Source organism: Paenibacillus sp. MER TA 81-3, assembly GCF_023713585.1.
GTDB lineage: Bacteria > Bacillota > Bacilli > Paenibacillales > Paenibacillaceae > Paenibacillus_B > Paenibacillus_B profundus.
Map to the genome: position 1 here is coordinate 1 of NZ_JAMAWB010000023.1, position 26,307 is coordinate 26,307.

A 26,307-nucleotide genomic window follows, 5' to 3' on the forward strand; every position below is an offset into this window, starting at 1 on the left:
TCCCCTACGCTCCGTTCCTCCTTTCTCACTTTCATCCCATTTTCTCGGTTCTGAAATGCGACCATTTTCAAACTCTCATTGAGCAGGATGTTTAAAATGGACTCTTTTGATAACGATGCTGCACTGATAGTATCTCGGCTTCGAAACTCGGACTCATGTGGAAACTCCGGTACTCACGTAGGTTTCCCCTACGCTCCGTTCCTCCTTTCTCACTTTCATCCCATTTTCTCGGTTCTGAATAGATGCCTAAGCCGCGGCTGGCTTCTCGGGTTGAACCGGCTCCAGCTCATAATGAAACATTTTGACTTGGAATGCATCCAGCATCACCCGCAGCGGCACCCACGTCATTTTATTCTGCGAGACAAGATCAGCCTCATGTATTTGAATCGTCCCGTCTGGCATCGTCTGCGACAGCTGCCCCTGCTTCAAATCAAACTCAACGGCCGTCTGATTCCATTCGACGTTCACGCGGTCCGACTCCACATTCCAATTGACCGTCCCGTTCAGCTTCTCAACGAGCATGCGCAGCGGCACATACGTCTTATCTTCATAGCTCATGAACTGATCTGGCTCCAAGCGGATTTGACCTTGATCCGTCTCCACGGTGAACGTCATCGGATCCTTTGCCGCCACTGGAGTCTTGACAGGCTTAACGTTGTCTTGAATCCACGCAGTGCTCACCGGCGTACGCTCCCACCGCGCCGTGGAACCAACGTGGAATTGAACCGGCTTCACTTCCGGCGACAGCACGTCGAAGGTGTAGCCTTTTGATTTGTAAAATGCAATGATGTCCGGCAGCGCCTTGACCGTCTCGTCATGCCCAACCCCATCATGCATCAGCACGACCATCTCTGGCAGAAGCGCTCCCTTTTTGATCGCTTGCACGATTTCTCGGGCTGGTACGCCGCGGCGCTTCGAATCCGCACTGTCTACATGCCAATCGTAGACCAAGTACCCCGCTTTATCCATTAACTCAAAGTACTGCTTGTCGAAATTCATAATCGTGCCGCCCGGCGCTCGCACCAGTACCGGCTCGTAGCCTATGATTTTCTCTACGATTTGGCCTGTACGCTTGATTTGGTTCCAGAAATTGCGGAAATCGCTGTATAACGTCTTATACTCATGATTATAGCTATGATTGCCAATCGCATGTCCTTCCTTTACGATACGCTCCACCAGCTTTGGATTGCGCTCCGCCTGCTGTCCTAGCACGAAGAAAGAGCCTTTTATGTTTTCCTTGTCCAATATATCGAGAACATCTGAGGTATGTATGCTCGGTCCGTCATCAAACGTCAAATAGATTACCTTTTCATGTTTCTTGGCCGGCACTGCCGCTGGCGCTGTATTGCCGCCGCTCGGCAATACTGCAGCTTCTCCAGAAGGCTTGTCCGCCTTCGCCGTCCATGCCACGTTCACCGTTCCGGCGCTCTGTGCCGCGGTTTGCTTTATATCCGATGCCGCGCGTTCTTCCATCATCATTCGCTGTGAGGAAGCGTAAGCGACTTGTTCCATTTGGGATTTCCATCCAAAGGCTGTCCAGGTTCCTGCCAGGACGAGCAGCGCACATAGCGCCGCCAAAATGCGAAGCTCCATCTTACGATTGCGTTCGTTCATGTTCTTGCTCCTCCTCTTTTTCCATTCACACTATAATAATGGTATGATAATTGCTTCATTCAATCCAATGATGAGAGACTTCAGAGCTTACTTCATAAGCCGTATTGCTAGATTATATGAACGGTACCCGAAAAAATGACTGGCAACTCATAGATTATGCCGGATAACGCATTCACACGCAGAAGACCCGATCGGATTCCGACGGGTCTATCGTATTTGGAGAGAACATCTCCATCCCTATTCTATGCTTCCATGCGGATCTCTCCGGTCCGGCTTGTATCATAGCCTCGGATCGCCATCAATTCTTCCCGGTATGCAGCAGAACGGAGCACTTGCAGCAGAATGCCGATCCACGGCATATGCTCGGGCTGCTTCAGAACGACGAGATCAACCTGTTCCTGCATGAGTGGCACAAAATCAACACCGACCGCATAGGCAACCTTCTCAATGCCAACCCCGACATCCGCTTGTCCGCTCCCGACCTGTCCTGCGACCGCTAAATGCGTCGTCTCCTCATTTCCATATCCGTGCAGCACTTCTCTCTTCAAGCCGTTGATCCGCAGCTGCTCATCCAGCAGCACGCGCGCGCCGGATCCCCGCTCCCGGTTCACCAGCATAATGCCTGGCTTGGCCACATCGGTCCATGAAGCAATCCCCTTCGGATTGCCAGGTTGGACATATAATCCCGCCGAACGTGCGGCCACATGAATGACCATATAGGGAAGACCGACTAATAATTTGCGTATATAAGGAAGATTGTACTCCCCCGTATCGCCGTCGAACAGATGCGTACTTACGATATGAGCATCGCCGTGAAAGAGCGCGATCAAGCCTTCCATGCTGCCGACGAACGAACGCAGCGGGCGAATCGATTTATTCTCTCGCTCCAAATGTTTGGACAATAATTCAAGACATGCATCATGTCCGGTAATGACAAGTTGAGATGACGGCAAGGAAGCCGCCGCCCTATGGCTGATGAGCCGCGATTCTGACAGTGCTTCTCCGTAATAAGCCGTTGCTTCGTAACGTTGCCCACGCTGCTTGTATGCTTCCAGCTCAACGCCTTCAACCCGCATTTGCTTGCCAACGCGATATGCGCGAAGTTCGCCTTTTTTGATCAAATCATAAACGGTCAACTTGGATACTTTGAGCATTTGTGCGATCTCATGGACCGTGTAGGACATGGAATGGGGCATTGCGAACCTCCTTGGTATGCGCTTTCTTCGATCATACGATCGGATCGGCCACTTGACAAGGCAGGCCGTGATCGCCTTGTCACAAAAATGTTAGACATCACCACTTATAACTTGTTATAACTATTTATAATGAAACATAAAGTTATGCTGCGTTTGGAAATGAATGATTGCACAACAAACTGGTTTCACCGATTTTGCACTTTGCTATTATAAACGAATATGTTTGCAGGCTGAATTAGGCAAAATAAAGGTGAGCTTATCCCATTCCTTAGACAGGGGAATTGTGTATTCATCCAACTGAACGGTACATACAGGGAGGAATTAACGATGTTGAAGAAGAAGCGCCTGCAACCATACCGAATGAAAATGCACCTTGGAATGATGCTCATCCTCATGCTGTCCCTCGTCGCTCTCTTGGGGGGCGGCTGCAGCGCCAACACAGGAGTTGGAGCCAATGGGAACACGGACACGCAACCGCCCGAGGTCCAATTGACCGTCTCCGCGGCCGCCAGTCTGCAGGATGCGCTGGCAGAACTGAAGCAATCCTATGAGAAAGGCCATCCGAATGTAAAGGTCCTAATTAACTTCGGTGCTTCTGGCACACTGCAGAAGCAGATTGAACAGGGCGCACCGACAGATTTATTCATCTCCGCAGGCAAGAAGCAAATGGACGAGCTGCTGCAAAACGGCTTGATCGATGACAAGTGGCAGCGCCCCTTGCTGAAGAACGATCTCGTCGTCATCGTACCGAACAATCAAGTAGCGGAGTGGACGGGATTGGAGCCGCTCGGCACGGAGCAAGTAAAGCGGATCGCCATTGGGGCGCCAGAGAGCGTGCCCGCTGGAAGCTATGCGCAAGAAGTGCTGGAGAAAGCGAAGCTATGGGAGCCGTTGGCCGACAAATTCGTCTTAACGAAGGATGTGCGCCAAGTGCTCTCCTACGTGGAAACGGGGAATGTCGATGCTGGGTTCGTCTATCGTACGGATGCGATTACCGCCAATAAAGCGCTCATCGCCTATACGGTCGACTCCTCTATGCATAAGCCGATCGTCTACCCGATGGGTATCGTAAAGGCTACATCTCATCCGACAGAAGCGCAGGAATGGTATCAATACTTGTCTGGCGAGGAAGCCAGTCACATTTTTGAGCGCTATGGCTTCCATCTTGCCGATTAGTTGTCCACACGAAAGGAGGAGGAAAGGTGTCGTTCTGGAGTCCAGTACTACTCTCTCTGCAAATTACGATCGTATCCAGCCTCATCGTAATGGGGCTTGGCATCACCGTTGCTTGGTTACTGAAAAACCGCAGCTTTCGCGGCAAGACGCTGCTCGAAACGGCCTTTATGCTTCCGCTCGTCCTCCCTCCTACCGTGGTGGGCTTCATCCTGCTCGTTCTTCTCGGCAGACGGAGCCGCTTAGGCGAATGGGCTGAGGCGTGGCTCGGCCACCCGCTCGTCTTTCACTGGTCGGGCGGTGTCATCGCAGCCGTCGTCGTCTCTTTCCCGCTCGTCTATCAATCGCTCAAGGTCGGCTTCGCCTCGGTCGATACCGAGCTAGAACAGGCGGGACGGGCAGAAGGCGCTGGCGAATGGCAAGTATTCCGCCATATTACGCTTCCACTCGCCTCACGTTCCATCGTGACCGCCTACATCCTCGGCTTTGCGCGCGGGCTCGGTGAATTCGGCGCGACGCTGATGGTTGCCGGCAATATTCCGGGCGTCACGCAGACCGTGCCGACCGCCATTTATTTTGCCGTGGACGCTGGCAATACGACGCTTGCTTGGGCATGGTCCGGCTGTATGATCACCATCTCCTTCCTCCTCCTCTTTGTCGCCAATCAAGGGCAGAGGGACGCCGGCACTCGCAGTACGCGGTGACGACAGCCGGCCATTGCTGTATATAACAGTTCCATATTACTTAGTATTGTGTTTTTCTTATCCCGCAAAAAATAACTATTGCGTTTCCTACTCAAAGTTTGGTATTATATTCCTCGCTCTCTCTACGCGCATTTCACCCTGCATCGAAGTGTCGGCTTGCCGAAATTCATGATGATGACGGAGGTGTTGAATGCTTTTTTTAACGTTGGCCCGCAAAATGTATCTCAGCAACTTGCAGTACCGCAGTGCACATCTCGTGCACAACATCGCAAGCGCTCTGTTCGGCCTCATTTACGTATCGGTCTGGACAGGCATCGGCGAAGGCCGTTCGCTTGGCGAATACGGATTGAATGGCATAATCAGCTATGTCGCGTTCAATCAGGCGAGCTTATGGATCGCCGCCTTTCTCAACAACGGACTCGGCATGGAGCAGTCCGTGCGAACCGGGCAGATTGCCCTCGATCTCGTCCGTCCCGTTCATCTGTTCTATCAGCTCATGAGCAAGGAATGGGGGCAGATAGCCTACCAGTTCGTGTACAAGTTTCTTCCGATTTACGCGCTTTATTTCTTCGTATTGCCGCTTCACGTCCCCTCATCCGTTATCACTTACGTGTGGACCGCTGTAGCTTTGACGCTTGCCGCGTACATTTCCATCTGCTTGAACTATATCATCGGGGCCGCCGCGCTGTGGACGACCGAATCCCGCTGGCTGTACTGGGTCAACTATGCGTTCAGCATGCTGTTGTCCGGCTTTCTCATCCCGATTGAATGGCTCCCGCCGTGGCTCGCCGCGATTAGCCGCGCGTCGTTCTATCCATTTCTGCATTATGTGCCGACTCGAATTTACTTGGGGATGGAATCTCCGTCTGCGCTCGCCGGGTCGCTCTTTTGGTGCGCTCTATTCACTGTCGTGTGTCTCGCCGTTACCGGGATGATGCGGCGCAAAGTGGAGGTGCAGGGCGGATGAAATGGATTCACATGTACGCTCTTCTCGTACGCGCAAGCATCCGCAGCCGGATGCAATATAAGTTCAACTTCTGGTTCTCGAGCATCATGGCTGCGATTATTAATGTCGTCGAATTTCTCATGCTGGCGGTCATACTGCTTAAGTTCGGCCATATCAAAGGCTGGAGCTTGGCCGAAGCCGGATATTTGTATGCCGTGCTGTCTTTGTCCAAGGCACTGTACCGGATGTTCGCCTCCGATGTGCATCATTTGGAAAAGTATCTGGTCACCGGCAGCCTGGACAGCCTGCTGCTGCGTCCCGTCCCGGTTCTGCTCGCGCTTATGTCGCAAAATTTCTCGATCAAGTTCGGCGAGCTCATTCAAGGCATCGCCATTCTTGCCTTTAGCATGGGAACTATGATGCAGATCGGCCAGATCACCTGGACCGCACTGCCCCTCACCGTCATCGTCATCCTGTCGGGATCGGTGCTGCTGTTCGCCATTGGCTTGCTTACAGCAACGGCTGGATTCTGGATTACCCGGATTGAAGAGCTGCAGAACATTACCGAAGATGCGGCACGGACGGCGGCGCAGTATCCGATGAGTATTTATCCGAAATGGCTGCAAGGGTTGCTTATTAGCGTCATTCCGGTCGGGTTCGCCAATTATATGCCTTCGTTGTACATTCTGCGGCACGAAGCCGGGATCTGGCTGGTCGGCTTATCCATTCTGGTCGCGCTGGCGTTGTTCACAATCGCCTTGCGGGCATGGAAGATTGGACTCGCGCGATACCAGAGCACGGGCAGTTGAGTGGTTCGGCCAATGGAAACAAGATGACACACGCACAACCAAGACGATGAGGGCCGCCAATGCGGCAGGAGGAGATACTTCCATGATTACTGTAACTGAATTGCATAAACAGTTCCGTCGAGCGGCGCCGAAGGAAGGGCCGTTCAAAGGGCTGCGTTCCCTGTTCTCCCGAGACTATCAGGTGAAGGAAGCAGTATGCGGCATCAGCTTCCAGATTGAACCGGGCGAATTCGTCGGCTACATCGGCCCGAACGGCGCCGGCAAATCGACGACGATCAAAATGCTGTCCGGCATTCTCCACCCAACCTCGGGGGAAGTGCGCATCTTCGAGCGCAGTCCGCACCAGGAGCGCCGGCTGGTGACGAAGCGGCTTGGCGTCCTATTCGGACAGCGGACACAGCTCTGGTGGGATCTGCCGACCCGCGATTCCTACGACATTCTTGCCGCCATGTACGGGATGGACGCGGCGAAGAAGCGAACACGGCTCGGGCAGCTGCGGGAGCTGCTTGCTCTGGACGAATTCCTCGACACCCCTGTCCGGCAGTTGTCGCTCGGGCAACGGATGCGGGCCGACATCGCCGCAGCACTTCTGCACGATCCAGACATTCTATTTCTGGATGAACCGACCATCGGGCTGGACGTCATTGCGAAGCGGAACATTCGCCAGTTTCTTAAAGATATCAACCTCAATCTGGGTAAAACGATTATGCTGACGACACACGATATGGACGATATCGAGCAGCTGTGCAGCCGGGTCATCGTCATTAACCACGGCCGCCTTGGCTTCGACGGCACGATTGACGAGCTCCGCCGGAGGATTGGGCTCCCTACTATTATCCGCGTCACGTACAGCAAGGCGGAAGGCATGGAGCATGAGGTTCCTGCTCCGCTTCGTTGCCACAGCCGTGCCGGACGCACGCTGACCGTCGAATGCAACCGCGAACAGTTAAGCGCCATGGAAGCGCTGCGGCTGTTGGAGCAGTTCGGAGAGCTGGAGGACGTTCATATGGAGGAGCCTAATTTCGAGGATATTATTCATCGGGTGTATTGAGATAGAAAAAGAGCCGGGGAGAAGCAGGAAAACATGTCCTGACTCTCGCTCGGCTCCTTTATTAAAGCTTCGGCCTTAGCAACAACCGTTCCGTCTATTCCGTCACAATGTCATGTATCAGTACAGGCGTCTCCGCATGGCTGCCAATACGGATGTTCGCGTAAATCTTCTCGATAACATCATCCACGTTTTCCCGATTCGCATAAATGGTCACCAGTGACTCTCCGGCTTTGACCTTGTCTCCGATTTTCTTGTTCAGCATCAATCCTACAGCCAGATCGATTTCGGATTCCTTGGTAGCGCGTCCCGCACCGAGAAGCATGGCTGCGGTTCCGATTTCATCTGCCACTATTTCGGCGACCATGCCGTCTTCCTTCGCAGGCACTTCTATGATATAGGTTGCTTTTGGCAATTTGTCCGGGTCATCTACTACGGAAGAATCTCCGCCCTGATTGGCAATGAATTCCTTAAATTTCTCCAGCGCTTTACCGTTATGGATGACTTCTTTCAGCTTCTCTTCGGCTTCTTCCAGTGAATCTGCTTTGCCAGCGAGATAGACCATCTGTCTTCCGAGCGCGAAGCACAGCTCCTCCAGATCCTTCGGCCCGTGACCTCGGAGCGTATCAATGGCCTCTTTCACTTCCAAGGAATTGCCGATCGCGCTGCCGAGCGGCTGACTCATATCGGATATGACTGCCATCGTCTTGCGGCCGACTTTGTTGCCGATGCTGACCATGGCATGGGCCAGCTCTTTGGCATCTTCAGCGGTTTTCATGAACGCGCCTGCGCCGGTCTTCACATCCAGCACGATGGCATCGGATCCTGCCGCGATTTTTTTGCTCATGATCGAGCTCGCAATAAGTGTAATCGAATTTACGGTTGCCGTAACGTCGCGCAATGCATACAGCTTTTTGTCGGCTGGCGTGAGATTGCCAGTTTGTCCGATAACAGCGATTTTATGCTCATTTACCAAGTTCACGAATTCGTCTTTGCTGATCTCCACGTGGAATCCTTCAATGGCTTCCAATTTATCAATCGTCCCGCCGGTATGGCCGAGCCCGCGTCCGGACATCTTCGCCACCGGAATATCCAATGCAGCTACAAGCGGAGCCAATACCAGAGTGGTCGTATCGCCTACGCCTCCGGTGGAGTGCTTATCTACCTTGATGCCTTGTATCGCCGACAGGTCGATAGTGTCTCCGGAATGAACCATGGCCATGGTCAAATCGGCCCGTTCACGCTCGTTCATATCCTGAAAATAGATGGCCATTGCCAAGGCGCTGACTTGATAATCCGGAATGTCGCCTTTTGTATATCCATCAATAATGAAATTGATTTCTTCAGTTGTCAGTTCCTTGCCGTCCCGCTTCTTCGCAATCAAATCCACCATTCTCATCGTCTTTTCTCCTCACTGTATGCATTGAAGTCATTTTACAAAAGCATATTTTGCAAAATGCTGGTTGGACAAATCCTATCTTGGGATGCTTCGTGATCAAAAGGGGAACCTCTTAAAGGGAAATCGCGGTCTCAAGAGCCACTTCCATCATATCGCCAAAGGATGTTTGCCGCTCCGCTGCCGTCGTTTCTTCCCCCGTAAGCAAATGATCGCTCACAGTCAAAATGGTCAACGCGTTTACACTGTATTTGGCGGCAAGTGTATACAAGGCAGTCGTTTCCATCTCTACACCAAGCACGCCGTAATCCATCAGCTTCTGTACGACGGACTTATCGTCGCGGTAGAACATATCCGAGCTGAAAATGTTGCCGACATGAAGCTTCAACCCTTTGGATATCCCGCGTTCATATGCCGCTAGCAGCAGCGGAAAGCTAGCAATCGGCGAGTAATCATACCCATTGAAAACATGGCGGTTCATGCTGGAATCCGTACAGGAAGCCTGGGCGAGAATCACATCACGCACCTGAACATGCTTCTGCATGGCGCCGCACGTTCCTACGCGAATCAAGTTTTTGACGCCATATTCGTTAATCAGCTCATTCACGTAAATGCTTGTCGTGGGGATCCCCATTCCAGTACCTTGAACCGATACGCGCTTCCCTTGATATGTTCCCGTAAAACCGAGCATACCGCGAACGTCATTGTAGCAGGCAACCTTCTCCAAGTAAGTTTCAGCGATATACTTTGCCCGCAGCGGATCTCCCGGCAGCAAAATCGTGTCGGCTATGTCGCCTTGCTTCGCTCCAATGTGCACACTCATGATCGTTTCCTCCAAGTAGGTGTTATTTCAAATCCGCCAAAAAACTGATTCCATGTCCTGGCATATCAACCCTGAAATTATCGGCTATCGTGGCGCCGATATCAGCGAACGTTCCACGAAGCGTCAGCTCCGTCTCCTTCGCCGCAAAGCGCGGGGAATACGCTAACATCGGTACATACTCCCGGGTATGATCCGTGCCCTTGTATGTCGGATCATTGCCGTGATCGGCAGTGATGATCAAGAGATCATGCTCCGTCATTTTGGCGAATACTTCCGGCAAGCGCGCATCGAATTCCTCCAGAGCTTGCCCATATCCTTGCGCATCTCGCCGATGGCCATACAGCGCATCGAAGTCGACAAGATTCAAAAAGCTGAGACCGGTGAACGGCTCATCAAGCGCTTCAATCAGCTTATCCATCCCGTCCATATTGGAAACGGTTCTTATCGCTTTGGTAATCCCTTCGCCATCAAAAATATCGGAGATTTTCCCCAAAGCGATGACATCATAGCCTTTATCCTTCAGCTCATTCATTGTCGTGCGTCCAAACGGCTTAAGCGCATAATCATGGCGATTAGGCGTCCGGGTGAACTTTCCGGGTTCGCCTACAAATGGACGGGCAATAATCCGGCCGAGCATATAAGGATCATCCAGCGTTATTTCCCGGCAGAATGTACAGATATCATACAGCTCATTCAAGGATACGACCTGCTCGTGAGCCGCGATTTGCAGCACCGAATCGGCAGAAGTGTAGATGATAAGAGCACCGGTCCTCATATGCTCTTCCCCGAGCTCTTCGATGATTTCCGTACCGCTTGCTGCCTTGTTGCCGATCACTCTGCGGCCGGTCTTCTCTTCAATCCGTTGAATGAGCTCATCAGGGAATCCATCCTGAAATACACGAAACGGAGTATCGATATACAAGCCCATCATTTCCCAATGCCCGGTCATGGTGTCTTTTCCACTGGAGGCTTCCTGCATTTTGCAATAGTAAGCAAGCGGTTGGTCTGATTCAGGCACGCCTTGGATGTTGCGGATGTTGGACAAGCCCAGTCTTGCCATATTCGGCATGTTCAGCCCCCCGCGTTCGCGTGCGATATGGCCAAGCGTGTCAGCTCCGATATCATCGAATTGGGCGGCATCCGGGGCCTCTCCAATGCCTACCGAGTCCATCACAATGAGGTGAATGCGTTTAAATGAATCCATGTCTTCTCCTCTCCTTCCTCATTTTATTATAGGAACAAACCGGCAATCGTTGCAGACAATACGCTGACCAGCGTGGCGCCATACAGCAATCTGAGGCCGAAGCGGGCAACCACGTTGCCTTGCTTCTCATGCAATCCTTTCACGGCGCCGGAAATAATGCCAATGGACGAGAAGTTGGCAAACGAGACTAGGAAAACGGATACAATACCCGTCGCCCGCTCAGACAGAACGGCTTGCTTGGACAGATCCAGCATCGCCACGAATTCGTTGGCTACCATCTTCGTCGCCATAATGCTGCCTGCATCTACCGCTTCTTTCCAAGGCACACCCATCAAGAATGCAAACGGCGCAAAAATATATCCCAGCAGTTGTTGGAATGTAATGCCGAACAATCCGTCAAACAGGCCGTTGACCAGCGCGATCAACGCTACAAAACCAATCAGCATCGCAGCCACCGTAATGGCTACCTTGAAGCCGTCCATAATGTATTCGCCAAGCATTTCGAAGAAGGACTGCTTGTGTTCCTCCTGAACCTCCAATATATCTTCTTCTTTCGACACTTTGTAAGGGTTAAGGACGGAAGCAATGATGAACCCGCCGAACAGGTTCAGCACGAGCGCCGTGACGACATATTTGGGACTGATCATCAGCATGTACGCGCCGACGATCGACATCGATACGGTAGACATCGCAGAAGCGCACAAAGTATACAAACGATGCTCCGGCAGCAAGCCAATTTGCTTCTTCACGGAAATGAATACTTCAGATTGCCCCAAGATCGCGGACGCCACCGCATTGTACGATTCCAGCTTGCCCATGCCGTTCACCTTGCTCAACACTAGTCCAATATATTTAATGATAAACGGCAAAATCTTCGTGTATTGCAAAATGCCTATCAGCGCGGAAATGAATATTATCGGCAGCAGCACCATCAAGAAAAACGGAGCCTGCCCTTCGTTCGCGATACCTCCGAAGACAAAGTTCACTCCATCTGCCGCATAGGCGAGCAACGACTCAAATACGGAAGAAAACCCCTTGATTAGAAGCTCGCCCACACTCGTATTCAACAAAATGAATGCCAATATCACTTGCAGAATAACCATTTGCACTAGCGGACGATAGCGAATATTGCGTTTATCGTTGCTGGCAGCGTATGTGAGTCCGAAAACGATCAATACGCCCAAAATAGCGATTACATATTTCATTCGTACTTCCCCCCATGCTTGAGCATGTGCAGATTAAATTGACTTGCGAAAAACTTGCGCAGGCAACATATTAACCGCTTACATTTGAATAAAAAAAGGAAATCATGCTGATTCTATTCATTATTGTCCATATCTCCCGCCTGAAAAGCTCCCGGCAGCAAGCGCTCCATCGTCCATTCCTCGGTGTTGCCATGAAGATTGGTTACATATATTTTCGTCTGACTGTCGCAGAATTCGGCCAGCACCTGTCGGCAAGCGCCGCATGGAGATACCGGACCTTCCGTATCCGCCACCACGGCAATGGCTTCAATCTTGCTCTCTCCCTCGGAGACGGCCTTGAAGATCGCGGTTCGTTCGGCACAATTGGTTAAGCCGTAGGACGCGTTCTCCACGTTGCAGCCACGGTACACTTTCCCGCCCGCCAGCACTGCGGCGCCGACCTGAAAGCGGGAATAAGGGGAATAGGCCTGCTTGCGCGCTTCAATCGCTTCTTGAATCAACTGTTCTTTCATGCGACATATCCTCCTCTTGTAGGTGTGTTTCAAAAGTCCCTAACGGACTTTTGAAACACGCTCTTATATGGATTAATAAGAAGATGACGACTGATCGCCCTCCATGATTTGAACGCCGGAACTGGCACCGATGCGCGTTGCTCCCGCTTCAATCATGCCGTTCATGTCTTCCAAGCTCCGGACTCCGCCAGAAGCTTTGACACCTGCACGTTGTCCGACGGTGCTGCGCATCAAAGCAACATCTTCGCGAGTCGCTCCGCCTGTAGAAAAGCCGGTGGATGTCTTGACAAAGTCAGCGCCCGCTTTTACAGCCAATTCACAAGCGCGCACCTTCTCCTCATCGGTGAGCAGGCAAGCTTCAATGATAACTTTTACGAGCGCTTTGCCTGAAGCCGCTTCCACAACTGCCCTAATGTCCTTCTCAACCAGTTCGTAATCCTGTGCTTTCAAAGCGCCAATGTTAATAACCATGTCCACTTCGTTTGCCCCATTGGCAATCGCATCTTTCGTCTCATAAGCTTTGACTGCAGAAGTGGCGGCACCCAGCGGAAAACCGATAACGGTACATACGTTGACCTGCGTGCCTGCAAGCTGCTCTGCCGAGTAAGCCACCCATGCCGGGTTGACACAGACCGAAGCGAACTCATATTGCTTCGCTTCTTCCGTCAGCTTGGCGATGTCCTCTTTCGTGGCGTCCGCCCGCAGAAGCGTATGATCAATAATTCCTGCTATGCTCATGCTCTACACTCCTTACCTACTCTATTTTCATACCTGTTTATGGTGCACTATATTGATTTCATGCACATCATAACACAGGTATTGAACATATGTAAAGTTCACGTTGAAATTTTGTTCAAGGTCGAATAAAGAGGAGATACTCACTCCATTCGGCGCTTCCGATCACTCTCCCCTTCGGTCAGTAACAATGGTTCCCGCATTTCCATGCGCTAGGCTATTTTATCGAATCGGTACATATTGCCGTATTTTCTGAGAATTACGGTTATGGGATGCATATCACCGACAGCCCACCTGCGGAGAGTTGCCTTTCTGAATGAGAGGGAGAGTGGAGAGAAGCACATGGCAGCGTATCGTTATTTCTGGAAACAAAAAACCCCTTGGATATAGACGGCTTTGAGAAGCGGCTGATCTCAATGTCTATTCTAAGGGGTCCACTCCCTGCTGCGGCAGGATGATTATTTTAACAACGCTTGCGCGGTGAATTGGTCAGTCACTAATATATTGGCATATTTGCCGTTCAGGGCGGCCCCGATCGCTTCGATTTTCCGTTGCCCTCCGGCAACAAGAATCGATTTTTCCTTATTGCGCAGCTCCGCAAGGTCGATGCCTACCGTGCGATTATTGATTTCTTCACTGCATATGTTCCCTTTCTCGTCAAAGAAACGGGAGCATATATCGCCTGCACCACTGCTTTGGAGCAGTTTTTGCTCTTCTTTGCTGAAGTAGCCGAGCCGGAACAGAAGGGCATCGTCTTTAACCGTTCCTACGGTGAAGACAGCAATATTCGCCTGTTTACCCAGTTGAATAATACGATGAATATGCCGGTCTTGCTCCACCATCTGTTTGAGAGCGATGCTGTCGAATATGACGGGCAGCGGCAAATAACGGGCAATGGTTTGGAACGCCGCGGCGAATAAATTCACAATTTCAGCCGCATACGTATTGACGTGGGAGTGACTTACGCCGCCCTTTAATTGAACGACCTCCACGCCTCGCACCTGCTTTTGCTGCAGCTGAAGCGCCACTGCATGCATCGTCCTCCCCCAGGTTACGCCGATAATATCCGCATCCTGAACCGTTTCATGCAAATAATCAGCCGCCTTCTTGCTGATATGCTTCTGAATTTCTTGATACTCGTTCAAAGGCGAATAGCACACAAGGACCGTATCCAAATTATATTTTTGCTTAACCTGCTCACCCAAAGCATCCAAATCTTCAAGTGGATCGACTATGTTGATACGCACATAGCCCTGTTCTTTGGCATGCTGCAATAATCGGGACACGGTCGGACGGGAGACGCCGAGCCTTGTCGCAATTTCTAATTGACTATAATCAGAAAGGTAATAAAGTCTTGCCGCTTCTATGCTTAACCGCTGCTTCTCGTTATCCATGTTATTTACAACCCACTTTTATTAGATGATTCATTCCATAAGCTCATGTTCAAAAAAAAGCATGAAAAATGCATGTTTAATTATACACTATAGGTGACTTTTTACATAACGGCGTTGCAAATAAGTTCGACAGGCCGACTTAACAGAGGAATTTTCTCTCCATGGTTTATCCGATGAATTCTAAGGGGTGCATTGTCATAATAAGTTCAATTCTTTTCCGCGAAGCACCGCCTCGAAGCGGCTCTTCACATTCATTTTGCGATAAATATTGTTAATATGGGTTTTAATCGTAGCTACACTCACGGTTAGCTCGGCGGCAATCTCTTTGTTCGTCAGTTCACTCTCTATCAGCTGCAGCACTTTCAATTCCTGACCTGTCAGCAGGCTGCTCTTCAGCGTTTCGTCATCTCCATGCTCTTGCCGGAGGCACCCTATTAATTTTTTGACATATTCCAACCTGACACGGAACTTCTCTCCGCGCAAAAAACTTGTTTGCCGCATCCGCACGTACGCAGCCAGCAGCTCTAGCATCGGAGCCCCTTCATCCGTGAACGAGCGAATATAGCCTTCTTCTTCGGCAATTTCAAGCGCTTCCCCTAATTTATGCATCGCCGGCTGAACATTGCCTGCACAATAATATGCAACACTGTGCAGCGCTAACGTCCGCACTACATCACCTTGACGGCTGTGCTGTCTTGCCAGCTGATTCAGCTTCTCCAAGAGGAGAATGGCCTCTTCATATCGCCCCGACGCTACCCGCGTTTGTGCCAATACATAATATTCATAGATTTGGTTAAGGGAAAATTCATCTTCTAATTGATCTATCCCGCTTTCTTGAATCCATGCTTCCGCCTGCTTGATATCTCCTTGCGCCAAGGCGAGCCGCGCCAATTCGACCGATATTCGCTGAACTGCCTGCCCATGCTCCTGGACGGTATAACGGTTCTTAAGCTGCAGCATAATTTCCAGCGCCTGCGGGGCAGCTTCTCTCACCTGCAGAATCCGCGCCATCGTAAAGGCGGCATAGAGAGCAATCGGCACCGATTCCGCTTTTGTCTTGAGCGCTAGCGCCGCCCAATGCTCTGCTTCGTCCAGACGGTTCCATTCATACAGCAGGTGACTGTAATTTTCATAGGATACGGCTGCAAAGGCGCTATGTTGCTTCTTCTCCCATACTTCAATAGAACGCAATATGATTTGTTCCGCCACACGCAAGCTTCCGATATGGGCAATCAAATTGTTATCTACTAAATCCAAGTCCAATTGATGAGTAATAAGATGCAGGATACCGCTGTTGCTCTCGGGAACCTCGTCGACACATTGCTCGAAATAGCGAAGCACCGCTGTAAAATCTCTTTGATGATGCGCCAGCATCATGCGAATTAACGATAGAGCGCTGCTTCTAAGCCGATGCTCTGCTTCGGATTCCACATTCCTGGCCTGCTGCAGAGAAGCCTCCATTACCTCGATTCGCTCTTCCGCTTCTGATAACCGGCCGTTGTACAACAGCAAGCATATGCAGAATAAATCGAGCTGTGGCGTCCGATTCAGAATTCGCGGCGGTATGGCAGAAAGCCACCGCAGCATCGTCTCCAGCTTCGATTGCGCAATCCGATCCCGAAGCCCCTCGATCATCCGCAAAGCATCTTCATACTGCTCGCCAAGCAAATAATGTTCTACTGCCTCCTCGGCCAGACCGTGCTCTTCCAGCCATTTCCCCGCTAGCGCATATAGTCTCGTTGCCTGTCCGGGAAATCGCTTCTTCAGCTGCGCCTGCAAAAAGTCTTGAAACAAATAATGATAGCGATACCAACCCCGTTCATCATCCAGCGGGATAACAAACAGGTGAGAACGTTCCAGTTCCTCCAGCTCCGTCTGTCCTCCTGCTTGTCCGGTAATCGCTTCGCATAGCGGCCCGGACATCCGGCTGCATATCGATGTATACAGCAAAAACTTTTTCGTGCGCTCCGGCTGATTGTCCAACACCTCCATGAGCAAAAACTCAGCCACATCGCGGTGTTGTCCAGAAAAATGACGAATAAACTCCTTATATTCCCGTTTCTCCCTCAAGGAAAGGGCAGCGAGTTGCATGCAGCCGATCCATCCTTCCGTCCGGGCGACCAGCATGTCCGCCTCGCGTCGGGCCAGCGGCAAGCTTAAACAATGTTGAAAGAAAGCCGCTCCCTCATCACCGGTAAAGCGCAGCTCTTGCATGCCAACCTTGTGCAATTCTCCTCGCAATCGAAGCTGGGGCAGTCGTAAAGGCGGTTCGTTACGGCTTCCGATGTAAATATGAATATATTCTGGTAAATGCCGCAATAGATACGACATCGAACGGTGGATCTGCTCATTTTCGATGACATGGTAATCATCAAGCACAATAACGAATGGGGCTGGCAGCTGAGTCAAAACGCGAATGACTTCTCCCATCCAGATGTGGGGATTGCGCGGATTGATCCGCGATGTCATTGCTTCCGCTTGGATACCGGACTCTTGATGCGCAGCGCCGACCGCGGCCATTATATATGACCAAAAACTTACCCAATCGTTCTCCTGCCGATCAAGCGTCACCCATGCCGCATGCTCATGACGGCTTGCCCAAGCGCCAAGCAGCGTCGATTTGCCGAACCCGGCCGGAGCCGTAACTACGGTCAATTTACAGTTCAAGCCCTCATCGAGAAGCTGCAGCAAGCGCTCACGCTCAACCAGCGGCAGCCTTGAACGCGGTGGATGTATTTTCGTGGATATCATCATCGTCGGTATCCCCTTTCCCATTTCCATTATTATTGTAGAGCAATAATGGAAAAAATTAAATAAATTTGGCGGGGGAATGCTGACAATGTCTCCTATTGGTTAGTCTGAGGTTGAGTCGAAGCAAGCATTTGCGGGGCTTCTAACCACGTTCCTGGTTAAGCCGGTGTAAGCTCCATTGGAAAATATACAGTCAAATGTACGGACTCAGCGGCTAAACGGCATGTAGACTGTAATTTGTCCAATGGATCGGGCTGTTTCTCAGCCATAGATGCGGATAGAGTGCCAAACCACTGGATGAAATCCAATGTAATCGACTTTAATGAGATGCACCCGGCTCATTGATTGGACGAAATCCAATGGATGAGACAAGTAGAGACGCCCCAACCTTCCACGTTGACATGTATGGCACAAAAAGTTGCATCCATAAGTAAAAAAGACAGCCATGTCATCCATGTCGGATGAGCCGGCTGCCTTTTCATATGTCCTGACAGATAGACCAACCATATAATGGCCAACAGCACAGCACTGCCAGTCCCTTTCTTCAATCGTGCCGCAAAGCGTCTACCGGCTTCAAGGAAGCGGCTTTGTTAGCCGGAAAAATACCGAACAAAATGCCGATTGCCGCCGAAAACACAAAAGAGTAACTAATAATGTTCGCTTTGATTTCAGTTGCCATTTCAAAATAATGAGTCATGGCATAACAAGCGGCATAAGCCAGACCGATTCCGGCCAATCCGCCCATTCCGCTAATAATGACCGCCTCGATCAGAAATTGAACTAATATGTCCCGTTTCTTGGCGCCCAGAGATTTGCGAATGCCGATTTCACGCGTGCGTTCGGTTACCGACACGAGCATGATGTTCATAATCCCGATTCCGCCGATGACAAGCGAAATACAGGCAACGCCCGCCATCATCATCGACATCGTCTTGGATATGGAGCTCATCGTATCCTTGACATCCTGTTGATTAAAAACGTTGAAGCTGTCCGTATTGCCGCGGAACAATTCCGCCAGCTTCGCTTCAATCTGGCTTACGACCGCAGCCATCTTATCCTCCTCGGCCACCTTAACGCTGATGGAACGGATGCCTGCCGATTGGAACAGCCGCTGCGCCGTCGTAATCGGAATCAGCACCTTATCGTCGTTTGAGCCGCCAAGCGAGCTTCCCTTCGGCTCCAGCAGTCCCACGACCTTGAACCGGACGCCGTTAAGCAGCACTGTCTTGCCCGTCGGGTCCTCGGAGCCGAACAAGTCGGCAGCCGTATTGACGCCTAGCAGCGCCACTCTGGAATAGTTCGACACATCCAGCGGGACGATATAGCGGCCGCTCTGATGCTTGAAATCTTTGACCGTCTCATAGTCCGGCGTAATTCCTTCAACAGACACCGAGGCGGATTCCGTCGTGCCGTATTTTACGGCTGCATTCCCGGAGACAATCGGAGCGACTCCTTCGATATCCTCGATTCCGTCGGCCAAGTGAACCGCATCATCCAAGGATAATGTCGTCACGCTTCCGCGGCCCATTATGTTTACCGACAACATATTCGTGCCCAAGCTCTGCAACGATTTCTCCACTTCATTGGAAGAGCCTTGTCCCATTGCCACAAGCGAGATTACCGTGGCGACTCCGATCAAAATCCCTAGCATGGAAAGGAAGGTTCTAAGCTTGTTGGCCAGAATGCTGTGCCATGACATTCTGAACCCTTGCGACAGCTTCACGCCCGTCCCCCCTTTCCTCGGTCAAGATGCCGTCATTCATGAATACGACTCTTGTGGCCCGCGCGGCTACTTCCAAGTCGTGGGTGATTAACACAATCGTATGCCCGGCGTTATTCAACTCCTCAATTAGTCCCAACACTTCCTTGCCGGTCCTCGTATCCAATGCGCCGGTCGGTTCATCCGCGAGCAGAATCGGCGGATGAGTGGCCAGTGCCCGAGCTATCGCAACCCGCTGCTGCTGTCCCCCTGAGAGCTCGCTCGGCCGATGGCCCATTCTATCTTCTAGCCCTACCTGCTGCAGCGACTTGATCGCAGCTTCGCGGCGCTCCTTGTTCGACAATCCCCGGTAAATGAGCGGCAACTCCACATTTTCAATAGCGCTCAGCTTCGGAAGAAGGTGAAAGCTTTGAAAGATGAAGCCGATTTTCCGATTGCGAACTTCCGCCAGCTTGTTATCGCTTAATCCGCTCACTTCCATACCGTCTAGCGTATAGCTGCCAGAGCTCGGCGTATCCAGACAGCCAATGACATTCATCAGCGTCGACTTGCCTGAGCCGGATGGACCGATAATCGCCACAAAATCACCTTGGCGAATCTCCAGATTAATCCCTCGAAGAATGGTCACTTCCTCTGAACCCATTCTGTACCCTTTCCGCACGTCCCGGATTGAGATCAGGACGCCACTCCCTGATGCTGCATGCTCTCTCATCGGCGGCCGCCTCCGCCGCCATTAGGAAACCCGCCACCCGAGAAGCTGCCGCCGCCAATGACGCCGCCTCCCATGCCTCTTATCTGCTGTCTTTGCTCGGTTGACCCGCCTGCCTTTCCTTGCGGCGCTTGCGGCGCGGCAAGGATTACAGAGTCGCCTTCACTCAGGCCGGACATGATTTCGGCATAGGAGTCATTGCTGATGCCAACGGTCACTTCTCTCAGCGTTCCGCCAGAAGCCTGGCCCATTCGCCGGATCGCGCCGTCATTCTCCTGCCCGGCTGCAGCTCCCTTGCCTGTACTGCTTCCTGCCGCCCTATTGCCGGAATTGCCTCGGGTGCTGCTTCTATTGCTGCTTCCTGTATTGCCTCCTGCTGCATCTCCATCTCCAGTCCCGGCTGTAGCACGGCCATCCATGCTGCCAGCGTCGCTTCCAGCGCCATCCGCCAGACCGCTTCCAGCCCCGCTGTCAGGCACCCGGACGAAATGCTTGCCGCCCATGGCGACGACCGCCTCCACCGGGACAAGGACAACGTCCTGCTTCGCATTCGTAACAATTTCCGCTTGGCCGGACATGCCGGAGAGAACGCCTGCGGCATTGGATAAGCCAATCTTTACCTCATAGGTCGCAACGCCGTTGGAGCTCTTGCCTTCATTGGCAATCGTATTGATTTTTCCTGTAAACACGTTGTCCGGGAATGCGTTCAGCGTCACTTCCGCCGTCTGTCCCGCCTTGACTTTCGGCACATCGAGTTCATCCGCCGACATGGTGAACTCCAGATTGGTATAATCGACGATAACCGCCACGACGGTGTTCTCGTTCACATCGCCTCCGACGTCAATCTCGCTCGCCGTGACCGTGCCCGCAACCGGGGCGGCAACGTCATGGTTCTCCGCTTCTTCCTTCCGCAAGCTGGAGATCGTTGATTCATTTTGTTCTATCTCTAGCGTTAACGATTCTATATTGATTCTAATAGAGTCCCTGCTTTCCTCCGCCGCTTCTTTATACTGCTTCTGAAGCTGCTCCATCTGCAATTGCTGTTTCTTCAGGGAGAGCTCGGTTTGCTTGATCTTCTCGGAATTGTCCGTTTTTTTGAACTCAACGATCGTCTGTCCTTTCTTCACCTTGTCTCCGACCTTGAAGTTAATTTTGCTGACTGTCCCTTTATAAGCCGCTTTCACATTGCTCTCTTGTGCAACTCCGACCATTCCAGAACCTGACACTTTCGTTTCTATGCTCCCTCTGGTCGCCTGTACCGTTCGAGTTGGCACGGGGTCCGCCGACGATTGCTCCGTCTGCTGCCGCGTAAAATAGAATCCTGCAGCCACCCCTGCTGCAATGACGATTCCCAATATGTACATCCACTTCTTCATCGCGTCAAGTCCACCTTTACCGGTTCTACAGAACAGCCCGCGACATGTCTGAGCCGTTCACTGTCCCCATCATACTCATCCTAGCTGAATGGTTCCTTAAAGGTAACTGAGCGCAAACTGAGCGTTAGCTGAATAAATGCTGAAAACGTAAGGCGTTCGGATACCGTTTGCTTTCCTTTGCACGATGGCATATCATATAAATAACTAATATAAGTGTTATTTAGGAGAAATAGTTCTTATTTGGGGCTGAATCAATATAGAGGATCTAACGCTGGAATTGAATCATCCTGCCTAACATAGAAAAGTAATAGACCTCACCGCGTGAGGTCTATATGTACGAATCGATTTTATTCAAAGCAACTGGAATATACAGCCCCTACACCGAAAATTCCTATTAGAGCGTCTACAACTTCCTTTCCGGCAGTTTTGGCAGCGTCCTGCACACCCATTTTTATAGCCTCCATGGTGCCGATGCCCATTCCTTTGGCAACTTTGCAGGTTTCCAGCACTTTATTTACGAATTTCACAGTACCGCCGGCTGCTGTTATCCTGATGTATAATATTGTCAACATTGGATTTTAGAGATGGGAGTGGTTTATGTTGAGAAATGCGCATATATCTCACACTATAATCGCCGTCATTGTGCTCGCTGTCATTCTAGCAGTTAATATTTTCATTCAAGTTTTTATCGATGATCAGATGCTTAAGAATATCGCGTTCTCATGTATAATTCTTTATTTCTGCATACTTGTATTCATATTAAAGTTAAGAGACGATAGAACGCAGAAAGACGGCGTGGAAAAAGGGACGAAAGTTCACATTGCACACGTTGTCATTTTAGGGATTAATTTTTTCATTCAAATTTTTGCCGGAGATAATACGATTAAGGATATTTCTATGGCGGGCACATTTTTATATTTCGCCATATTTGCAATCCTTTATCTGGTTAAGAGGAAATAAGCAGCTTAAAAATGAAGACTAGCATAAAACGATCCAAAGATTACATTGAGAGTAGAATAGTTATAGAGTCGCTGAGACGGGGATTAATGAATTGATTCGGCCTGATGAGGAAAAAAAATAGACTCACCGCATGAGGTCTATATGTATGAGTCCATTTTATTCAAAGCAAGCGGAGTAGATAGCTCCCACACCGAAAAATCCTATTATAGCTTCTACAACTTCCTTTCGGGCAGATTTGGCAGCGTCCTGCACACCCATTTTTATAGCCTCCATAGTAGATAAGCCCTCGCAAGCTTTGCAGGCGCATAAACGAGAGATGCCAAAGCTACTACTTTCAGGAACAGGAGTAGTTTTTATTGAAAAAACTAACAATACATTACATCGCCCTCGCCATCATCGTAGCAATTGCTGTTTTTACTCATTTTTTTATTCCCGAACAGATTATTCAGGATATTGCTCTTTCGTGCGCAATTATATATTTCTGGATTTTGGTGCTCACATTAAAAATAATAGACGGGAGAAAGCAAACAGAGAGCGTAGAAAAATCAACAGAAGTTTACACTGGGTACGCAGTCGTTTTAGGATTTAATTTTTTCATTCAAATTTTTGCCGATGATAAGACAATGAAGAATACTTCTTTGGCGTTCGCATTTGTCTATTTCACCATATTTGCCATCATTTATTTGGTTAAAAGAAAATAAAAAGCAGAAGGCGATAAAATACAAGCTATTGGAATATGGAGAGTGTGACAACCATTTCGCAAAAATTCAGCAGCTGCAATAATTGCTCGCCAATAAAGGAATTGGCATTGACATTCGGAAACAGTTCGGCGTTCTACACACAAAACCCGCCCGATTCAAACTTAGCGCCACTCTCCCCTATTCTCAGAACATACACGTTTCTTAACACGATCTCCCAGCCATAGAAGAACATACGCGCTTCTTAACACACTCTCTCTATAAACCGAACACTTACATAGCCCAATACAAAGCGGCCCAAAGTCTCCAGACCTTGAGCCGCTCCACCTATTCATTATTCGGTTATCCCAGTGTACGCACAGCCTCAAGCACCTCTGCCGTGTGCTCTTTCACCTTTACGTTGCGCCATTCCTTGGCCAGCTTGCCCTCCTCATCGATAAGGAAGGTTGAGCGTACGATACCGTAATATTCCCGGCCGTACAGCTTCTTCAGCTGCCATACGCCGAACAGTTCGGCCACCTTGTGCTCCGTATCGGAGAGCAGTGTGAACGGAAGGCTGTGCTTCTCAATGAATTTAGCATGAGATTTCAGATCGTCTGGGCTAATGCCGAGCACTACGGCGTTATGTGTTGCAAAATCCCCGTGGTAATCGCGGAAATCGCATGATTCCTGCGTGCAGCCCGGTGTCATATCCTTCGGGTAGAAGTAAAGGACGACTTTCTTGCCGCGGTAATCGCTTAAGCGGACGTCCTGCCCGCCGGAAGCCGGCAACGTAAAATCAGGTACGATTTGTCCGACTTGCGCTTGAACGGATTGCGTCATCAGTATACACCTCTTTCGGATGGCCATCGCCACCGCTTTGCTGCCTCTAGCTTATCATTTGCCGCATCCATTTTCAAAAAGGGACGTCCGCTGTCCATCAGCTTATTGCTGCACGCGGGACCACAATGCCGGCACGTTAGGCGGCTCCCAGCTTACCAACGATGTATGTGCTGTTATGCATTTGTATATGCTGCCTTGATATGACACCAGATCGTTCAACTTGTATGCGTATCTCGCCTCCCACGGCTCGAATTCGGCAGGCAGCTTCGCGGTCACCGATTGGCTCGGCGGAGACGCCTTACCCTGTTCGCTAACAGCCTTCACCGTAAACGTATAGGTCTGCTCAGGGATAAGTCCTGTCACGGTATAGTTCGTTGTTCCGCTAGTCCCGACCTTTTCCTCTTGGTTGTACACCTCGTACTTAATGCCTTGACCAGTCCCGTTCAGATCGGTCCATGACAGGCTGACCGTGTTGTAAGTCAGCGCCGTTACGGTCAATTGCTCAGGCGCCTTCAGCTCCACGGGCGCTGGTTCATCCGGACCTTCGCCGACTATCTTGGCTTCGTTCCCCGATACGACCAGAGCAAACGGCTGCGACGCTTGCGGCACGTTATACCCCTTGATCGTCACAGTATATTCACCGGTTGCCGCAGTGGACACATACACATTTTCGACATTATTCACATGGTCATAGTTGGAGCATGTAGAGCTTGCCGTGTTCTGTACAAAGCAGTTGCCTTTAAATACTTCGCCATTCGGAGTCTTTACTTCAAGATCGAGGTCATTAACCAGTTGCTTGCCGGCTTGAACAGCTCCTTGATAATCGCTCCAGACCAGAGAGATTTTCAACGGTTTACCGGCTGTGGCTTTAACGCGATACGATGTGGAGTCACCTGTCTTCAAGCCCGTCTTGTTATCGACGAAGTCTCCTTGTCTTCCGTCCGTCGGAGTGAGCGAATTGACCAGGTTCACGCGGCCCCATCCTGTCTCTCTGCTCATCCAACCGTAGCCTACATCATCCGCTCCGTTAATGAGCGTAGCTTTGATGAGCGCCGACGATGGAGTCACATTCTTCTTGTCGATATAAAATTGGCGGACGATGGCTGCCGATCCGGCAACGGCCGGAGTTGCCATGGAAGTGCCCGACAGGCTCGTGTAGTATTGGTTCGGATTAGGCTGTCTTGATGAAGCTGAGGAACGAGTCGAAATAATGTTGGAGCCGGTTACGACGAGATCCGGCTTAATCCGGCCGTCAATGGCATAACCTCTGCTGGAGGTAGGGGCGATTTGATTCGGATTGCTTTTCAGCAGATTGCCGACTGTAATTGTGTTTTTGGCATTGCCAGGCGATGAAACCGTGTTGTTCGAGCTGCCATCGTTCCCGGCTGCGAACAATACAGTAAAGTCCTTATTGCCAAACGTATATTCGTCAACGCGGGAGGAGTTGGCATTGTACGAATAGTTGAAGCGGGCTCCCCAGGAGTTCGTATGAATGGATGCGCCCTGCTGCTTCGCCGTGCCGAACAATTCCCGCACATCGCCAGGGCATATCGAGTCGCCGCCGCAGCCGATGGCTTGGAAGAGCAGCTTCGCGCCGTGCGCGGTTCCTCTATACTTGCCGTCAGACATCGCTCCGTTGCCGAGAACCGTGCCGGCCACGTGAGTGCCGTGCCCATTCGTGTCGGACCATGTCCCGGTCGACGGATTAGGAGCAGGCGTAGCATGCAGCTGACCTTCGAAATCTTTATGCAGCGTGCTTAGATTCCCTGAATCCAGACCACTGTCGGCCACGCTGACAACTTGACCTTTGCCGGTCAGCCCGCGGCTCCAAACGCCGGTTGGCGTAGACGCGCCGATTTGATTGGTTACGAAATCGTTGTATACCTCTTCTTTCGGCTTCGGTTCGACGAATGTCACATCTGGATGTCGAAGCACTTGGGGAATCTGCTCATCGCTTAGCACGGCTTCGATGTAGCCTTCGTGCACGATGGCGGATTCAGCCGCTTGCTGTTGCAGCAATTCGGCCACGCTGGATTCGCTTCCTCTAAATACCGAGATAATGTAGGTGTCTGGCTGGATGTGCTGAGAAGAAAGAATGGTGCCGTCCTTCCATTCGGCTTGATATGGAGTGACGCTGTATATGAGTTCGTGTGCGGCGAGGCTGCCGGCTTGCTGTGGGTTCATACGTACCAGATAGGCGAAATCGGGAAGGTAATCTCCGATTTCCGCTCCATTCTGGAGCAGTAGCTGCTTGGATGATTCTGTAATGACATCATTGAATTGAACAACGAACAATTGACGTTCCGCTTCCCCTTCTTCCTGCATAAGCCCGTCGTTCCATGAGCCTTCATGCAGGTTCACGCTGCCTGTTCTCAGATGCAGCACGGGATCAGGCTGCCCGCCCAGCGGGGGACTCTCGTATGCCCCGGCCGCCGGAGTCATCAGACTGAGCGCCATAGCAAGCGACATCACCAGAGAGAGCACTTTTTTGTTTTTCATCTTCACCAAATTC

Annotated in this window: 23 protein-coding genes; 6 read left to right on the plus strand and 17 right to left on the minus strand. The window is 50.9% G+C overall.

Translation table 11 applies throughout. From position 1 onward, the window contains the following. Window positions 1-246: 246 nt before the first annotated feature. Both M3650_RS25290 and M3650_RS25295 read right to left on the minus strand, forming a co-directional pair. Complete coding sequence (locus M3650_RS25290; RefSeq protein ID WP_251578815.1) at window positions 247-1,614, minus strand: polysaccharide deacetylase family protein; 1,368 nt, start codon at window positions 1,612-1,614, stop codon at window positions 247-249. A gap of 242 nt (window positions 1,615-1,856) precedes the next feature. Next, on the minus strand, window positions 1,857-2,810 hold the full coding sequence (locus tag M3650_RS25295; RefSeq protein ID WP_251578816.1) for a helix-turn-helix transcriptional regulator: 954 nt from the start codon (window positions 2,808-2,810) through the stop codon (window positions 1,857-1,859). 327 nt (window positions 2,811-3,137) lie between these two features. On the opposite strand from M3650_RS25295, the gene modA reads away from it, so the two are divergent. The 5 genes from modA to M3650_RS25320 all read left to right on the plus strand — a co-directional run bounded on the left by modA (window position 3,138) and on the right by M3650_RS25320 (window position 7,493). Beyond that, window positions 3,138-3,986, plus strand: a complete 849-nt coding sequence (modA, locus tag M3650_RS25300) for a molybdate ABC transporter substrate-binding protein (RefSeq protein ID WP_251578817.1) — start codon at window positions 3,138-3,140, stop codon at window positions 3,984-3,986. 26 nt (window positions 3,987-4,012) lie between these two features. Then, entirely contained in the window at window positions 4,013-4,687 is a 675-nt protein-coding gene (modB, locus tag M3650_RS25305) for a molybdate ABC transporter permease subunit (protein ID WP_251578818.1), read from the plus strand. Between the two features lie 190 nt (window positions 4,688-4,877). Continuing rightward, window positions 4,878-5,654 carry an ABC transporter permease gene (locus tag M3650_RS25310; protein ID WP_019421308.1) on the plus strand — a complete coding sequence of 259 codons (777 nt, stop codon included), beginning with the start codon at window positions 4,878-4,880 and terminating at the stop codon, window positions 5,652-5,654. Further along, window positions 5,651-6,442: an ABC transporter permease gene (locus tag M3650_RS25315; RefSeq protein WP_251578819.1), complete on the plus strand. Its 792-nt coding sequence runs from the start codon at window positions 5,651-5,653 to the stop codon at window positions 6,440-6,442. Before M3650_RS25310 ends, M3650_RS25315 begins: the two co-directional genes overlap by 4 nt. Before the next feature lie 82 nt (window positions 6,443-6,524). Then, entirely contained in the window at window positions 6,525-7,493 is a 969-nt protein-coding gene (locus M3650_RS25320; RefSeq protein ID WP_251578820.1) for an ABC transporter ATP-binding protein, read from the plus strand. Window positions 7,494-7,587: 94 nt separating this feature from the next. Here the strand turns inward: M3650_RS25320 and M3650_RS25325 are convergent, their stop codons facing one another. The 13 genes from M3650_RS25325 to M3650_RS25385 form a co-directional block, all read right to left on the minus strand. Then, complete coding sequence (locus M3650_RS25325) at window positions 7,588-8,889, minus strand: pyrimidine-nucleoside phosphorylase (protein WP_251578821.1); 1,302 nt, start codon at window positions 8,887-8,889, stop codon at window positions 7,588-7,590. A 112-nt stretch (window positions 8,890-9,001) separates the two neighbouring features. Continuing rightward, window positions 9,002-9,709, minus strand: a complete 708-nt coding sequence (gene deoD / locus M3650_RS25330) for a purine-nucleoside phosphorylase (RefSeq protein WP_251578823.1) — start codon at window positions 9,707-9,709, stop codon at window positions 9,002-9,004. A 22-nt stretch (window positions 9,710-9,731) separates the two neighbouring features. After that, window positions 9,732-10,913 carry a phosphopentomutase gene (deoB, locus tag M3650_RS25335; protein ID WP_251578824.1) on the minus strand — a complete coding sequence of 394 codons (1,182 nt, stop codon included), beginning with the start codon at window positions 10,911-10,913 and terminating at the stop codon, window positions 9,732-9,734. A gap of 26 nt (window positions 10,914-10,939) precedes the next feature. Continuing rightward, window positions 10,940-12,118, minus strand: coding sequence for a NupC/NupG family nucleoside CNT transporter (locus M3650_RS25340; protein ID WP_019421314.1), 1,179 nt, complete (start codon window positions 12,116-12,118; stop codon window positions 10,940-10,942). Between the two features lie 113 nt (window positions 12,119-12,231). After that, entirely contained in the window at window positions 12,232-12,630 is a 399-nt protein-coding gene (locus M3650_RS25345) for a cytidine deaminase (RefSeq protein WP_251578825.1), read from the minus strand. 72 nt (window positions 12,631-12,702) lie between these two features. Next, on the minus strand, window positions 12,703-13,368 hold the full coding sequence (gene deoC / locus M3650_RS25350; protein ID WP_251578826.1) for a deoxyribose-phosphate aldolase: 666 nt from the start codon (window positions 13,366-13,368) through the stop codon (window positions 12,703-12,705). Window positions 13,369-13,823: 455 nt separating this feature from the next. Then, on the minus strand, window positions 13,824-14,759 hold the full coding sequence (locus tag M3650_RS25355; RefSeq protein WP_251578827.1) for a DNA-binding transcriptional repressor DeoR: 936 nt from the start codon (window positions 14,757-14,759) through the stop codon (window positions 13,824-13,826). Window positions 14,760-14,954: 195 nt separating this feature from the next. Next, entirely contained in the window at window positions 14,955-17,513 is a 2,559-nt protein-coding gene (locus tag M3650_RS25360) for a winged helix-turn-helix domain-containing protein (protein ID WP_251578828.1), read from the minus strand. Between the two features lie 335 nt (window positions 17,514-17,848). Then, entirely contained in the window at window positions 17,849-18,058 is a 210-nt protein-coding gene (locus M3650_RS25365; RefSeq protein WP_251578829.1) for a hypothetical protein, read from the minus strand. Next, window positions 18,055-19,233, minus strand: coding sequence for an ABC transporter permease (locus M3650_RS25370; RefSeq protein ID WP_026011049.1), 1,179 nt, complete (start codon window positions 19,231-19,233; stop codon window positions 18,055-18,057). Before M3650_RS25370 ends, M3650_RS25365 begins: the two co-directional genes overlap by 4 nt. Beyond that, the gene (locus tag M3650_RS25375; protein ID WP_285848668.1) at window positions 19,175-19,942 is read right to left on the minus strand and encodes an ABC transporter ATP-binding protein; all 768 of its coding nucleotides are present in this window, start codon (window positions 19,940-19,942) and stop codon (window positions 19,175-19,177) included. The genes M3650_RS25370 and M3650_RS25375 overlap by 59 nt, the downstream gene beginning before the upstream one ends. Continuing rightward, window positions 19,939-21,315: an efflux RND transporter periplasmic adaptor subunit gene (locus M3650_RS32110; RefSeq protein ID WP_285848669.1), complete on the minus strand. Its 1,377-nt coding sequence runs from the start codon at window positions 21,313-21,315 to the stop codon at window positions 19,939-19,941. The genes M3650_RS25375 and M3650_RS32110 overlap by 4 nt, the downstream gene beginning before the upstream one ends. Before the next feature lie 347 nt (window positions 21,316-21,662). Then, on the minus strand, window positions 21,663-21,887 hold the full coding sequence (locus M3650_RS25385; RefSeq protein ID WP_251578830.1) for a hypothetical protein: 225 nt from the start codon (window positions 21,885-21,887) through the stop codon (window positions 21,663-21,665). Window positions 21,888-22,631: 744 nt separating this feature from the next. Between M3650_RS25385 and M3650_RS25390 the strand changes: the two genes are divergently transcribed. Continuing rightward, a complete protein-coding gene (locus tag M3650_RS25390; protein ID WP_251578832.1) occupies window positions 22,632-22,976 on the plus strand; it encodes a hypothetical protein in 345 nt (114 codons plus the stop codon). Window positions 22,977-23,315: 339 nt separating this feature from the next. Here M3650_RS25390 and bcp read toward each other — a convergent pair whose 3' ends face one another. Together bcp and M3650_RS25400 are read right to left on the minus strand one after the other, a co-directional pair. Continuing rightward, entirely contained in the window at window positions 23,316-23,795 is a 480-nt protein-coding gene (gene bcp, locus M3650_RS25395) for a thioredoxin-dependent thiol peroxidase (RefSeq protein ID WP_251578833.1), read from the minus strand. Between the two features lie 102 nt (window positions 23,796-23,897). After that, the gene (locus M3650_RS25400) at window positions 23,898-26,294 is read right to left on the minus strand and encodes a S8 family serine peptidase (protein WP_251578899.1); all 2,397 of its coding nucleotides are present in this window, start codon (window positions 26,292-26,294) and stop codon (window positions 23,898-23,900) included. Window positions 26,295-26,307 lie beyond the last annotated feature (13 nt).

Bases quoted from the DNA above. Each gene is read 5' to 3' on its own strand.
- M3650_RS25290 (WP_251578815.1), bottom strand. From the start codon at position 1,614: ATGAACGAACGCAATCGTAAGATGGAGCTTCGCATTTTGGCGGCGCTA.
- M3650_RS25295 (WP_251578816.1), bottom strand. From the start codon at position 2,810: ATGCCCCATTCCATGTCCTACACGGTCCATGAGATCGCACAAATGCTC.
- modA (WP_251578817.1), top strand. From the start codon at position 3,138: ATGTTGAAGAAGAAGCGCCTGCAACCATACCGAATGAAAATGCACCTT.
- M3650_RS25310 (WP_019421308.1), top strand. From the start codon at position 4,878: ATGCTTTTTTTAACGTTGGCCCGCAAAATGTATCTCAGCAACTTGCAG.
- M3650_RS25315 (WP_251578819.1), top strand. From the start codon at position 5,651: ATGAAATGGATTCACATGTACGCTCTTCTCGTACGCGCAAGCATCCGC.
- M3650_RS25320 (WP_251578820.1), top strand. From the start codon at position 6,525: ATGATTACTGTAACTGAATTGCATAAACAGTTCCGTCGAGCGGCGCCG.
- M3650_RS25325 (WP_251578821.1), bottom strand. From the start codon at position 8,889: ATGAGAATGGTGGATTTGATTGCGAAGAAGCGGGACGGCAAGGAACTG.
- deoD (WP_251578823.1), bottom strand. From the start codon at position 9,709: ATGAGTGTGCACATTGGAGCGAAGCAAGGCGACATAGCCGACACGATT.
- deoB (WP_251578824.1), bottom strand. From the start codon at position 10,913: ATGGATTCATTTAAACGCATTCACCTCATTGTGATGGACTCGGTAGGC.
- M3650_RS25340 (WP_019421314.1), bottom strand. From the start codon at position 12,118: ATGAAATATGTAATCGCTATTTTGGGCGTATTGATCGTTTTCGGACTC.
- M3650_RS25345 (WP_251578825.1), bottom strand. From the start codon at position 12,630: ATGAAAGAACAGTTGATTCAAGAAGCGATTGAAGCGCGCAAGCAGGCC.
- deoC (WP_251578826.1), bottom strand. From the start codon at position 13,368: ATGAGCATAGCAGGAATTATTGATCATACGCTTCTGCGGGCGGACGCC.
- M3650_RS25355 (WP_251578827.1), bottom strand. From the start codon at position 14,759: ATGGATAACGAGAAGCAGCGGTTAAGCATAGAAGCGGCAAGACTTTAT.
- M3650_RS25360 (WP_251578828.1), bottom strand. From the start codon at position 17,513: ATGATGATATCCACGAAAATACATCCACCGCGTTCAAGGCTGCCGCTG.
- M3650_RS25375 (WP_285848668.1), bottom strand. From the start codon at position 19,942: ATGAGAGAGCATGCAGCATCAGGGAGTGGCGTCCTGATCTCAATCCGG.
- M3650_RS32110 (WP_285848669.1), bottom strand. From the start codon at position 21,315: ATGAAGAAGTGGATGTACATATTGGGAATCGTCATTGCAGCAGGGGTG.
- M3650_RS25385 (WP_251578830.1), bottom strand. From the start codon at position 21,887: ATGTTGACAATATTATACATCAGGATAACAGCAGCCGGCGGTACTGTG.
- bcp (WP_251578833.1), bottom strand. From the start codon at position 23,795: ATGACGCAATCCGTTCAAGCGCAAGTCGGACAAATCGTACCTGATTTT.
- M3650_RS25400 (WP_251578899.1), bottom strand. From the start codon at position 26,294: ATGAAAAACAAAAAAGTGCTCTCTCTGGTGATGTCGCTTGCTATGGCG.